The organism is Microbacterium sp. NPDC064978 (genome assembly GCF_044543605.1).
GTDB lineage: Bacteria > Actinomycetota > Actinomycetes > Actinomycetales > Microbacteriaceae > Microbacterium > Microbacterium meiriae.
Map to the genome: position 1 here is coordinate 154345 of NZ_JBITWF010000004.1, position 12178 is coordinate 166522.

Below are 12178 nucleotides of genomic sequence, written 5' to 3' on the forward strand. Positions count from 1 at the left end.
ACCCGATTCTGGACCAATGACAGTTCCCACGACCAGCTTCGGGCTCGATCTCGGTCCAATCGACCGGGATTGGACCATGGGCGAACTCCTCGACTGGCTCGGCGACGACGCCCGCACCCACGACCCCACCCTCCGCCAGCCGCTGGCGCTCATCGAGGCCGTCGTGACCGGCACCCCGTGGCAGACCACCCCATCCACGGTCGCCCTGACCCGTTCTCTCGCGCTGGCGTCCCGGTCCGGGGACCTCTCCCGCGTTCGAATCGCCCACTTTGTCCCAAGCCCGGCCGGGATGGAGCACAGTGAGCGATTCGAAAGGAGTCAGGTGGCCTGAGCCCCGGGGGTGGTGACGATGTCGGCGCGGTCGCGGAAGCCCTCCGCCGTCACCCTGTCCAGGGCGACCTGCTTGCGGATGGCCAGCGCCTTCTCGTAGAGGCTCGGGTCGCCGTAGCTCGTGAGCACCTTCACCAGCACCGGCAGCAGCTCGATCATGAAGAACAGCGCCGCGATGAGGATGTGCGCCCACAGGATCGTGGGCTCCTTCTCGCTCAGACGGTTGAGGCCGCTGATCTGGCTCAGCAGTCCCACCGCCCCGGCGTTGCCCTGCGCCACGGAGTCCGCCCGGGCGTTGTAAGCCGCGAGCGCTTGCTCATACGTGTCGCGCGCGGCGGGGAGCTCGTCCTGCGCCTGCTGACGGTTCTGCGACTCCGACGCCGTGGTGTTCTCCTTGGCGGCGCTTCCGGCAGCGGCGAGCTCCTCGTTGGCCGTGCGGAGCTGGGCGGCCAGTGCATCGTAGGTCTGCTGGGCCTCGGCGAGCTGGGCCTGCGCGGCCTGCGAGCTCGCCCCCTCGCCGTTCACACCGGTGCAGCCGGGAACGGTGCCGGCGCCCTCGCCGGTGAGCTCGCACTGATACAGCGTCCGCGCCTGGTCGATCACGGCCTGCTGCTCCGTGAGCTTGGCCGTCAGATCGTCGACCGTGGACTGGGCGGCGGACTCCGTGGCCGATGACGACTCGGTCCCGGCGACGATGCCCGTCGCCGCCTGGTTCTCAAGCGCCGCGACGCGCTCGGACGCCGCGTCCAGCGCCTTCTTCTCCGGACCGGTCTCGAGCGCCTCCTGGTCGGACTGCGCCTGCACGATGTTGGTCGCGGCGACCTCCCGGGAGATGTCGTTGTGGAAGATCTGCAGCACGAGCGGCTCCGCGACGACGAACCCGATGATCGCCGCCATGATGACGCGGGGGATCGCGAGGCCGATGAGCTTCCAGACGTTGCGGGTCGACGTCATGGTCGAGGTGAGGAAGCGGTCGAGGTTGAAGATGATCAGTGCCCACACGATCGCGAGCGGGATGGCCAGCCAGACCGCCGCGCGCACCCCCGTCGTCAGGGCGAAGAGCATGGAGATCGCGCTGACCAAGGCGGTCCCGGCGAGCACGAAGAACATCTGCACGAAGCGCGGGGTCTCACCCGGGACGCGGTCGAGGATCTCCCCTTCGGCCCCGCCGAGGATCGCGAGAGCACGGAGGCGTTCGGCGGCGGTGCGCCGGCGACGCGACTTCCGGACGCGCTGCGGGCGCGCCGGACGGTCGGGGGCGGGCTCCGCGTCGACCGGGGCGTCGGGCGCCGTCACCGGCTCGGACGTCGGGTCGTCGGACGCGACGTCGGGCTGCGCGGGTGTGTCGCCGGTCGGCTCGTACTCGCGCAGGAAGTCGAGGTCATCCGTGTCGGCGTTCGGGTCGCCGTCGAGGATGATCCGACCCTGCGAGTCGAAGCGACCCGGGCGGTGGGCGGAATAGGGCATCCCGACAATCTACGAAACTCCGCCTGTGCGTAGCGTGGAAGACCGGGGCGAGAACCCTTCGAATCGCGCAGATCGCTCCATCTCGGCCGGGAATGGAGCAAGGTGCGCGACTCGAAAGAGTCAGCGGGTGAGAGAGGCCGCGTAGGCGGACAGGGCGTCGCCGAGCGTGAAGTGGCCGGCCGCGGCGAGGGTGCCCAGGCCGTGCATCAGCCCCCACAGCGACACGACGTCCGCCGGGCGGTCGAGCCCCGCCGCGGCGGCCGCCTCCGCGAGCACGCCCTCGAGCGCCTCGATCAGCGGGGCCATGGTCTCGGTAGGAGACCCCGGTACGCACACGGTGGGGTCGTAGACGGCATCGAACGCGTGGGGATGCTCGACGGCGAAGCGGATGTAGGCCGATCCTCCGGCGACGAGGGCGTCGTGCGGCGTCGCGGCACCCTGGGCCGCCACACGCACCTGCCGGAGGAGGTCGGCCATGCTCCGCTCGGCCAGGGCCTTGAGCAGCCCGAGGCGATCGGAGAAGTGGTGATAGGGGGCGTTGTGGCTGACGTTCGCCGCGCGCGCCACTTCGCGGAGGCTGATCTCGGCGGCCGGTCTCGTCTCGAGCAGCCGCATCGCGGCGTCCTCGAGCGCACGCGCCAGATCGCCGTGGTGGTAGCCGTCCTTCGAACTTGACATAAGCAACATTGTTTCCTATGTTGACACTGTCCAACCAGGTTGACACTGTCCAGATAGGAACCGCATGTCCGCACTCGTCATCGACGGCCACCCCGACGCCCGCTCGCTCACCGCCGCCCTCGCCCGTCGTTACGCGGACGGCCACGGCGATGCGCGCCTGCTCGCGCTGCGCGACCTCGACTTCGACCCGAACCTGCGATTCGGCTACCGGGAGCGCATGACGCTCGAGCCCGACCTCGTCGACGCGCGGCGCGCGCTCCACGAAGCCGATGCGCTCGTGGTCACCACCCCGCTGTGGTGGGGCTCGGTGCCCGCACTGCTCAAAGGGTTCTTCGACCGCACCCTCCTCCCCCAGCAGGAGTACCGCTACACGAAGCGCGGACTCCCCCAGGGGCTCCTCCCGGCGCGGCACGGCCGGCTGCTCCTGCTCGCGGACACGCCCTGGTACGCCGTGCCGTTCACCGGAATGCCCGCGCACACCCAGGTCGCCCGCAACACTCTGCGCTTCTGCGGCATCCGCGCCGTCCGCACAACGCGGATGCTGGGCGTGAAGCACGCCCGCCCTGCGACCATCACCGGATGGCTCGACCGGGCCGAGCGACTCGGCGCCGCGGATGCGGCTCGCGACCGCGCGCGTCAGGCCAGGGCAGCGGCAGCAGCCTCGTCCTCGGTCGTCGCCACGAGCTGACCGCAGGCGCCGTCGATCTCCTTGCCACGGGTGTCGCGGAGCGTCGTCGGGATGCCGGCGTCGTTCAGCCGCCGCACGAACTCGTCCGTGACGTCCTTCTCCGACGACGTCCAGATCGAACCCGGCGTCGGGTTCAGCGGGATCGGGTTCACGTGCACCCACCCGCGACCGCGCTGGTTGAGCTTCTCAGCCAGCAGGTCGGCCCGCCACGCATGGTCGTTCATGTCCTTGATGAGTGCGTACTCGATGGACACCCGACGACCGGTCTTGGCGTAGTAGTCGTAGGCCGCATCGAGCGCCTCGTCGACCTTCCACCGCGAATTCACGGGGATGAGCTCGTCGCGAAGGTGGTCGTCAGGGGCGTGCAGCGACAAGGCGAACGTGACGGGGATGTTCTCGTCGGCGAGCTTCCGGATCGCGGGCACGAGACCCACGGTGGACACCGTGATGCCACGCGCGCTCATGCCGAGACCATCGGGCTGCGGGGCGACCATGGTGCGCACCGCGTCCATGACGCGCTTGTAGTTGGCGAGCGGCTCTCCCATCCCCATGAAGACGATGTTGGAGACGCGCTCCATGCTGTGGTCGTCGCGCTTCTTGCCGCCCAGCTCACCGTTGGCGATGGCCCGGTTCGCCCGGACGATCTGCTCGATGATCTCCGCGGTGGACATGTTGCGGGTCAGTCCCGCCTGCCCGGTGGCGCAGAACGGGCAGTTCATGCCACAGCCGGCCTGGCTCGACACGCAGAGCGTGATGCGGCCGGGATAGCGCATGAGGACGGACTCGACGAGAGCACCGTCATGCAGACGCCACAGGAACTTGATGGTGTCGCCGCGGTCGGTCTCCAGTCGTCGCACCTCGGTCATGAGGGGCGGAAGCATGCCGGCGACCAGCTCGTCGCGGATACCGGCGGGGAGGTCGGTCATCTCCGCGGGGTCGGACGTGTAGTGCCGGAAGTAGTGGGTGGCGAGCTGCTTGGCACGGAAGCCGGGGAGCCCGAGTTCCTTCACCTTCTCGATGCGCTCGGCCGGGGTGAGGTCGGCGAGGTGGACCGGCGGCTTGCCGCGCTTCGGGCTCGCGAACTGCAGCAGGGGGCGCCCTTCCGCGTCCTTCTTCTGGGTCCAGCCCTCGGTCGCGGGGCGCACCTGCGGGGTACGGGTCTCGCGGATCGCCCCCGAACGGGACGACGCGGGCGCTGTCGCGGAGCGCGTCTCGGGTGTGCGGGGGTTCTCGGCCATCCCTCCAGGGTACCGGGATGCGGGTGGGAGGCGCCTGGGCACGACCCCTCTTCCCACGCCGCTCCCCGGCTACTTGTAATGACAAGTTGCGGTGCGGAAGAATGGGCCCGTCCCCTCGATCAAGGAGCAGCATGTCCGACCGTCTCGCCCGCGCCCGCACCACCGGCATCCTCGCCGTCCTCCGCGCCCCGTCGCCGGAACTGGCCCTGGAGGCCTCGGAGGCGATCATCCGCGGCGGCGTCTCCGGCATCGAGGTGACCTTCTCGACTCCGGACGCCCCGGCCGTGATCCGCGAACTCATCGCCCGTCACGGAGACGCCGCGTACATCGGCGCCGGCACCGTCACGACGTCGGAGCAGGCGACCCGGGCCGCCGACGCGGGTGCCGCGTTCCTCGTCAGCCCGGGAACCCTTCCCGATCTCACGCGCGCCATGCTCGACACCGACCGCGTCGTGATGACCGGCGCGATGACGCCGACCGAGGTCATGGGCGCACTCGAGCTCGGCGTCGACGTCGTGAAGATCTTCCCCGCCTCGCTCGGCGGCCCCGCCTACCTCGGGGCGCTGCGCGGACCGTTCCCCGACGCCCCGCTGATGCCCACGGGCGGCGTGAAGCCCGACAACCTCGCCGACTGGTTCGCGGCGGGCGCTGTCGCCGTGGGAGCCGGTGGAGACCTCGCGAACGGCACCGCCATCGCGAACGCGGACTGGGCGGACATCGAGCAGCGGGCCTCGCGGTTCGCGGCCGCCCTCGCTGCCACGCGAGGCTGAACCGCCCACCTCCGGAATCATTTGGTATACCGGATGCATGCGGATGCGACGGGTGGCGGCGGCTGTCGCGCTCGCGGGCGCGCTGCTGCTCGCCTCGGCCTGCACGGCCGCGCCGTCGCATCCCGCACCACCGACCCCGGAGGCTCCCATGACCGACGCCACATCCGACCTGCTCGCTGCGGCCGCCGCGGGCGACGCTGACGCGGTCCGCCGCGCGCTCGACGCGGGCGCCGACATCGAGGCCCGCGGCGACGGCGGCATGACTCCCCTGGTCGCGGCCACCAAGGCGAACCGCGTCGACGCGGCACGGCTCCTGATCGAGGCTGGCGCCGACGTGAACGCAAAGGACGACATCCAGGACTCCGCCTATCTCTACGCCGGCGCCCGCGGGCATGACGAGATCCTGCGGATGACCCTGGCGCACGGGGCCGACCTCCGCAGCACGAACCGCTTCGGCGGCACGGCGCTGATCCCCGCGTCCGAGCGCGGCCTGCTGCCGACGGTCGAGATCCTCCTGGAGGCGGGCGTCGATCCGGACCACATCAACAACCTCGGCTGGACCGCCCTGCACGAGGCGATCGTGCTCGGCGACGGCTCCGCCCGGTACGTCGAGGTGGTGCGCACTCTCCTCGACGGCGGCGCCGACGCGACCATCCGCGACGGCGACGGCGTGCTGCCGGTCCACCTCGCGGCCGCCCGCGGGTACGACGCCATCGTCGCCGAGCTCCGGCGGTGACAGCGCTCGATCCCTGGGCCTGGGCCGCTCTCGGCGTGGCCGCGGTCGTCATCGGGATCTCGAAGACCGCTCTTCCGGGCGGCAGCATCCTCGCGATCGCCCTGTTCGCCGCCGTGCTCCCGGCGCGGACCTCCACGGCGGCGACACTCCTGCTGCTCATGGTGGGTGACGTGTTCGCGCTGCTCGCCTATCGACGGCATGCGCACTGGCCCACGCTGCTGCGGCTCGCACCGGCGGTCGTGGCAGGACTCCTCTTCGGCTTCGCGTTCCTCGCACTGACCGGAGACGGGGTCGTTCGCCGCGCCATCGGCGTGATCCTGCTGCTCATGATCGCCGTGACCCTGTGGCGCCGGTGGCGGAAGGCCAGGGCGGAGGAGGAGGCGGCGGCCAGGGGCGGTGCGGTGCTGGCCGGGGTCTACGGGACGCTGGGCGGCTTCACGACCATGGTGGCCAACGCGGGCGGGCCGGTGATGTCGATGTACTTCCTCGCCACCCGCACGCCCGTCCAGGTTTTCCTCGGCACCTCCGCCTGGTTCTTCGCGATCATCAACGTGATCAAAGTGCCGTTCCTCGCCGGGATCGGGCTGTTCACCGGCCCCGTGCTGCTCACCGATGCGATCCTCGCGCCGCTCGTGGTGCTCGGCGCGCTGCTCGGCCTGCGGGTGGCGCGGCGCCTGGACCAGCGGCTCTTCGACCGCATCGTGATCGTGCTGACGGTCCTCGGTGCCGTGTACCTGCTGCTCTAGCCCTTCGACCGGCTCAGCGACCTTCGACGGGCTCAGGGACCCACCCCTTCGACAGGCTCGGGGACCCAGCGATGGGTCGCCGAGCCTGTCGAAGCGCGTCAGTCGAGGAAGATGTCGGGGAACAGCGCGCTGTCCGGAGTGCCGGGGACGGCGGCGTAGCCCGAGAAGTCGGTGACGCCGTTCGCCTCGAGCACATCCTCCACGATCAGCGACTGCCCCGTGTACGTGCGCGCCGGCTGGGTGAGCACGGCATAGGCGGCGTCGGCGTAGATGTCCGCCGTCCGGCTCGCGGCCATCACCTTGTCCCCGCCGAGGAGGTTCTGCACCGCGGCCGTCGCGATCGTCGTGCGCGGCCACAGTGTGTTGGCGGCGATGCCGTCGGCCGCGAACTCCGCCGCGAGTCCGAGCGTGACCATCGTCATGCCGTACTTCGCCAGCGTGTACCCGGTGTGGGCGCCGAGCCACTTCGGGGTGGGGTTCAGCGGCGGCGAGAGCGAGAGGATGTGCGGGTTCTCGGCGTCCCTGAGGATGGGCACTGCGGCCCGGGAGAGCATGAAGGTGCCGCGGACGTTCACGTCCTGCATCAGGTCGTACTTCTTCGCGGAGAGGTCGAGCGACCGGGAGAGGTCGATGACGCTGGCGTTGTTGAGGACGATGTCGATCCCGCCGAACTCGCCCTGCGTCTTCATGACGGCCTCGGTGATGTGGTCGTCGTCCCGCACGTCGCCCACGATCGGCAGCGCCTGGCCGCCGGCGGCGCGGATCTGCTCGGCAGCGCTGTGCACGGTGCCCTCGAGCTTCGGGTGCGGGGAGTCGGTCTTGGCGAGCATCGCGATGTTCGCGCCGTCCGCGGCCGCGCGCAGGGCGATCGCGAGGCCGATCCCGCGGCTGCCGCCCGACATGAGGATGGTCTTTCCGGCGAGTGTGCTCATGGTTCTCGTTTCGAATCGCGTGATTGGCTGGATTTCCGGCTCGAATCGGGTCATTCAGGCGATTCGAACGCCGGGAGGGGTCACCGCGGGGCCATGCGGATGGCGCCGTCGAGGCGGATGGTCTCGCCGTTGAGGTAGCCGTTCTCGACGATCTGCTGCACGAGGGCGGCGTACTCGTCGGGGCGTCCGAGGCGAGCGGGGAACGGCACCTGCTGACCGAGCGAGTCCTGCGCCTCCTGCGGCAGCCCCATGAGCATCGGCGTCTCCATGATCCCGGGGGCGATCGTGCACACCCGGATGGCGTGGCGGGCGAGCTCGCGGGCGATCGGCAGGGTCATCGCGTGCACCCCGCCCTTGGAGGCCGAGTACGCCGGCTGCCCGATCTGCCCGTCGAACGCGGCGACGCTCGCCGTGTTCACGACCACGCCCCGCTCCTCGTCGTGCAGCTCGTTCGCGGCGATGACGGCGGCGGCCTGGGAGATCACGTTGAACGTGCCGACGAGATTGATCCGGACGATCCGCTCGAAGTCGGCGAGGACGGCGGGGGTGCCGTCCCGGTCGAGCACCTTGGCGGGCGGGGCGATGCCGGCGCAGTTCACGACGACCCGTAGCGGTGCGGCGGCCTGTGCGGCGGCGACGGCGGCCTTGACCTCGTCGACGCTCGTCACGTCGGCGGGGACGAAGAGACCGCCGAGCTCCGCCGCGACCTCCTCCCCCTTAGACGAGGCGAGGTCGATGATGGTGACGTGCGCGCCCGCGGCCGTGAGCCGACGGGCGGTCGCGAGTCCGAGTCCGGAGGCGCCCCCGGTGACGAGGGCCCCCTGTCCGCTGATCTGCATCTGATGCTCTCCTTCGAACGTCGTCGTGCGACATGCATGGAACGCAGTCCCAGCCTATGCGGTTCTTGGTGTCACCGCAGGCCTGCCGCGTTGCCCCGAGCCTACGACACCGGCGTTCCGGCAGGATGGACGGGTGAGCATCCCCGCAGCGTCCGTCGAGGTCCCCGCCCGGGTGCGCGAACTCGCCGCCGGGGCGGCACTGACCCCCGCGTGGCGCAACGCGCTCGGCGGCCTGACCTTCCGCACCGATGACGGCCGCTACATCAAATGGGGTCCCCTCGATCCCGAGGCGAACATGCGTGACGAGGCCGAGCGGATGCGCTGGGCCCGCACCTGGACCACCGTGCCCGAGGTGATCTCCCAGGGCCAGGACGAGGCGTACGAGTGGCTCGTGACGACAGCCCTCCCCGGCAGCAGTGCGGTGGATCCGCGCTGGGCGTCGTCTCCGGAGACCGCCGTGCGCGCGGTCGGGGTCGGTCTGCGCCTCCTGCACGACGCCCTCCCCGTCGCGGAGTGCCCGTGGACGTGGAGCCCGGCGGAGCGCATCGCGAACGCCGCCGCCCGCGGCACGACGGTGCCGACGGACCTGCACGAGCCCCCGCCTGTCGATCGGCTCGTGGTCTGCCACGGCGACGCGTGCCTCCCCAACACCCTGCTCGACGACGACGGCCGTCCGGTCGCCCACGTCGACCTCGCCGCGCTCGGGGTCGCCGACCGGTGGGCCGACATCGCCGTGGCCGCCATGAGCACGCTGTGGAACTTCGGTCCCGGGTGGGAGGACACGCTCATCGCGGCCTACGGCGTCGACCCCGACCGCCTGAGGCTGGAGTACTACCGACGGCTCTGGAACGAGTCCTGAGCCGGGCTCACGCCTCCGGGTGGGCGTCGCTGAGGAGGCTCCCGTCGGCCGGGCGCCGGTCCCACGACGGTTTCCGCAGCGCGTAGAACAGCAACGGCGGAGCGCCGAGCACGACGATCACGACACCGACGATCCACGGGTACGCGGCGGCCGGGAACGCGGTGAAGCCGTCGGGCGGGATGAAGGCGAGCAGGAACGCCGCGAGGCAGGCGAAGAACCCGACGCCGGCGACGAACGGGAGAGCCTTCACCCGGTAGGCACGGGGGACGTCCGGCGCCTTCCGCCGCAGCACCATCGCCGAGGCGAACATGAGCATGTACATGATGAGGTACAGCGCGGCGGCCATGTCGATGAGCGCCACGAAGGCGGCGCTGACGTTGGGCACGATGATGAAGATCGCCGCGAGGATCGTGACGATGGTTCCCTGGAGCATCAGGATGCCGGACTGCACACCGGCCTTGTTCCGCTTCTGCAGCAGCGGCGGGAGCAGTCCCGTCTCCGCGGCCGCCAGCACGCCCTTGGAGGGACCGGCGACCCAGGTCACGACCGAGGCGAGAGCACCGGCGGCGATGAGCGCGGACACGACGGCCGTCGCCCATCCCATGTCCCAGTGGTCGAAGTACTCCCCGAACGCGAGCATGATGCCGTTCGTCAGCCCGAGCTCCTTCTTCGGCACCGCGACCGCGATCGCGATGGTGGGCAGGATGAAGACGAGCAGGATGAGGCCGGCGGCGAGGAACACCGAGCGCGGGTAGCCCTTGCCGGGATCCTTCATCTGATTCACGTGGACCGCGTTCACCTCCATGCCGGCGTAGGCCAGCACGTTCGAGACGATCAGCACGATGGACGCGAGACCCGTGAACGGCGGGATCACCGCCGAGGCCTCGAGCGGCACCTGGCTCTTCTCCCCGCTGAAGACCCACACCGCCCCGAACACGATGAGCAGCACCGCCGGGAACAGCGTGCCGATGATGCCACCCCACGAGCCCAGCTTGGCGAAGAGGTCGCCGCCGCGGAGCGTGATGAGCGTGGCGCCCCAGTAGCAGACGATGATGATGACGGCCGTGAAGAAGCCGGAGCTGGACAGCGAGGGGTCGAGGAAGACGAAGGCGAGGGCGCCGGCCACGAACGCGAGCTGCGTGGGGAACCAGACGACGTTCTGGATCCACTGCAGCCACACTGCGGTGAACCCCCAGCGGTTGCCGAGGGCCTCCCGCACCCAGACGTACACCCCGCCCTTCCACCCCGTCGCCAGCTCCGCGGCGACGAGGGCGGTGGGGACGAGGAACAGCACCGCGGGGATGAGGTACAGCGTGATGCTGCCGAGGCCGTAGATCGCCATCGCGGGCAGCGACCGCAGGCTCGCGACCACGACCAGGGTGAGCAGGGCGAGCTGGCCGATGCCGAGGACGGCGACGGCGGGACGGGAGACGCGCGGCGCGGGCGCCGCGCCGGTCGGACCGGACTGCGGAGCGGACATCTCGGCCCCCTAGTGGTGGAACGCCGAGTCGGGGTGGTCGGACGGCATGGGGGCCGTGAGCGCGTCGAGGTGGGCCACCTCGGCGGTGATGGCGTCGAGCAGTTCGGCGGCCAGGTCCATGCTGAGCCCGTTGCGCACGACGATGCGCTGCACTGTGAGGTCCTCCAGATCGGCGGGCATCGGGTACGCGGGGACGAGCCAGCCGCGCATCCGGAGCCGATCCTGCAGGTGGTAGAGCGTCCACTTGTCGGTGTGCCCGTCCTTCAGGCGCCAGGCGAACACCGGGATGTCGCTGCCGTCGTTCCACAGCTCGAACGCGTCGAGCTTCGCGATGCCCGCGGAGAGGAACTTCGCCACGTCCTGCGAGGCCTGCTGCACCGCGCGGTAGCCCTCGAACCCGAGGCGGAGGAACAGGTAGTACTGCAGCAGCACCTGAGCACCGGGGCGGGAGAAGTTCAGGGCGAAGGTCGGCATCTCGCCGCCGAGGTAGCTCACCTGGAAGACGAGGTCCTCCGGCAGCCACCGTGCGTCGCGCCAGACCACCCAGCCGAGGCCGGGGTAGACGAGACCGTACTTGTGCCCCGAGGTGCTGATCGAGTGCACACGCTCCAGCCGGAAGTCCCACACGAGGTCCGGCTGGAGGAACGGAGCGATCATGGCACCGGAGGCGCCGTCCACGTGGATCGGGATGTCGAGGCCGGTCTTCTCCTGGATCGCGTCGAGCGCCGCGGCGATCTCCGCCACCGGCTCGTACATGCCGGTGTAGGTGACGCCCATGATGGCGACGACCCCGATGGTGTTCTCGTCCACGTACTTCTCGAGATCGTGGCCGTCGAGCGTCTTGTGCTCCTCGCTGATGGGCACGTAGCGCGGCTCGACGTCGAAGTAGTTGCAGAACTTCTCCCAGCACACCTGCACCGCGCTCGACATCACGAGGTTCGGCGTGGAGGCGTCCTTGCCGGCGGCACGGCGGGCCTGCTGCCAGCGACGCTTGAACGCGAGACCGCCGAGCATGCACGCCTCGGAGGAGCCGATCGTCGACGTGCCGATGCTGCGCGCCGCATCCGGGGCCTTCCACAGGTTCGCGAGCATGTGCCAGCAGTTGTCCTCGATGGCGGCGGTCTGCGGATACTCGTCCTTGTCGATCATGTTCTTGTCGAAGGAGGCCATGTAGACCTGCTTCGCCTCGTCGTCCATCCAGGTGCTGACGAAGGTCGCGAGGTTGAGGCGTGCGTTGCCGTCGAGGATCGTCTCGTCTTCGACGATCTGCTTCGCCGTCGCGGGGAGCGACTCGGTGTCGGGGATGACGTGTCGTGGTGCGACGGTGGCCTCGCCCGGCCGCGTGAAGAGCGGCTGGTCGTCGGCGGAGGAGATGCTCATGGGACGTCCCTTTCGGTCGGTGTCGATGGCACTGT

The 12178-nt window shown here is 70.3% G+C and carries 13 protein-coding genes; 6 read left to right on the plus strand and 7 right to left on the minus strand.

Going from position 1 to position 12178, the window contains the following annotated elements:
• The first annotated feature begins 16 nt into the window (after positions 1-16).
• A complete protein-coding gene (locus ACIGJI_RS13700) occupies positions 17-331 on the plus strand; it encodes a hypothetical protein (RefSeq protein WP_363446371.1) in 315 nt (104 codons plus the stop codon).
• Here ACIGJI_RS13700 and ACIGJI_RS13705 read toward each other — a convergent pair.
• Together ACIGJI_RS13705 and ACIGJI_RS13710 are read right to left on the minus strand one after the other, a co-directional pair.
• Positions 319-1797, minus strand: a complete 1479-nt coding sequence (locus ACIGJI_RS13705) for a DUF4407 domain-containing protein (protein WP_268777025.1) — start codon at positions 1795-1797, stop codon at positions 319-321. The genes ACIGJI_RS13700 and ACIGJI_RS13705 overlap by 13 nt on opposite strands.
• A 120-nt stretch (positions 1798-1917) precedes the next feature.
• Complete coding sequence (locus ACIGJI_RS13710) at positions 1918-2475, minus strand: TetR/AcrR family transcriptional regulator (protein WP_363446369.1); 558 nt, start codon at positions 2473-2475, stop codon at positions 1918-1920.
• A 64-nt stretch (positions 2476-2539) separates the two neighbouring features.
• On the opposite strand from ACIGJI_RS13710, the gene ACIGJI_RS13715 reads away from it, so the two are divergent.
• Positions 2540-3163 carry an NAD(P)H-dependent oxidoreductase gene (locus tag ACIGJI_RS13715; RefSeq protein WP_187662543.1) on the plus strand — a complete coding sequence of 208 codons (624 nt, stop codon included), beginning with the start codon at positions 2540-2542 and terminating at the stop codon, positions 3161-3163.
• On the opposite strand, the gene rlmN is transcribed toward ACIGJI_RS13715, so the two are convergent.
• Positions 3112-4401, minus strand: a complete 1290-nt coding sequence (gene rlmN / locus ACIGJI_RS13720; RefSeq protein ID WP_232089110.1) for a 23S rRNA (adenine(2503)-C(2))-methyltransferase RlmN — start codon at positions 4399-4401, stop codon at positions 3112-3114. The two genes, ACIGJI_RS13715 and rlmN, sit on opposite strands and share 52 nt — an antisense overlap.
• A 131-nt stretch (positions 4402-4532) precedes the next feature.
• Here rlmN and ACIGJI_RS13725 point away from each other — a divergent pair, with 131 nt between their 5' ends.
• The 3 genes from ACIGJI_RS13725 to ACIGJI_RS13735 are packed head-to-tail and all read left to right on the plus strand — an operon-like array spanning position 4533 to position 6653.
• Positions 4533-5171: a bifunctional 4-hydroxy-2-oxoglutarate aldolase/2-dehydro-3-deoxy-phosphogluconate aldolase gene (locus ACIGJI_RS13725; protein WP_363446367.1), complete on the plus strand. Its 639-nt coding sequence runs from the start codon at positions 4533-4535 to the stop codon at positions 5169-5171.
• A 37-nt stretch (positions 5172-5208) separates the two neighbouring features.
• Positions 5209-5907: an ankyrin repeat domain-containing protein gene (locus tag ACIGJI_RS13730; RefSeq protein ID WP_363446365.1), complete on the plus strand. Its 699-nt coding sequence runs from the start codon at positions 5209-5211 to the stop codon at positions 5905-5907.
• Positions 5904-6653, plus strand: coding sequence for a sulfite exporter TauE/SafE family protein (locus ACIGJI_RS13735; RefSeq protein ID WP_268777022.1), 750 nt, complete (start codon positions 5904-5906; stop codon positions 6651-6653). Before ACIGJI_RS13730 ends, ACIGJI_RS13735 begins: the two co-directional genes overlap by 4 nt.
• A gap of 98 nt (positions 6654-6751) precedes the next feature.
• Here ACIGJI_RS13735 and ACIGJI_RS13740 read toward each other — a convergent pair whose 3' ends face one another.
• Positions 6752-7585: an NAD(P)-dependent oxidoreductase gene (locus ACIGJI_RS13740; RefSeq protein ID WP_259954372.1), complete on the minus strand. Its 834-nt coding sequence runs from the start codon at positions 7583-7585 to the stop codon at positions 6752-6754.
• A gap of 80 nt (positions 7586-7665) precedes the next feature.
• Positions 7666-8424, minus strand: coding sequence for an SDR family NAD(P)-dependent oxidoreductase (locus ACIGJI_RS13745; RefSeq protein WP_187662547.1), 759 nt, complete (start codon positions 8422-8424; stop codon positions 7666-7668).
• Positions 8425-8557: 133 nt separating this feature from the next.
• Between ACIGJI_RS13745 and ACIGJI_RS13750 the strand changes: the two genes are divergently transcribed.
• Positions 8558-9283, plus strand: coding sequence for an aminoglycoside 3'-phosphotransferase (locus ACIGJI_RS13750; RefSeq protein ID WP_363446363.1), 726 nt, complete (start codon positions 8558-8560; stop codon positions 9281-9283).
• 7 nt (positions 9284-9290) lie between these two features.
• On the opposite strand, the gene ACIGJI_RS13755 is transcribed toward ACIGJI_RS13750, so the two are convergent.
• Both ACIGJI_RS13755 and ACIGJI_RS13760 read right to left on the minus strand, forming a co-directional pair.
• Positions 9291-10763, minus strand: a complete 1473-nt coding sequence (locus tag ACIGJI_RS13755; RefSeq protein WP_366244376.1) for an amino acid permease — start codon at positions 10761-10763, stop codon at positions 9291-9293.
• A 9-nt stretch (positions 10764-10772) separates the two neighbouring features.
• The gene (locus ACIGJI_RS13760; RefSeq protein ID WP_363446361.1) at positions 10773-12143 is read right to left on the minus strand and encodes a glutamate decarboxylase; all 1371 of its coding nucleotides are present in this window, start codon (positions 12141-12143) and stop codon (positions 10773-10775) included.
• Positions 12144-12178: the final 35 nt, after the last annotated feature.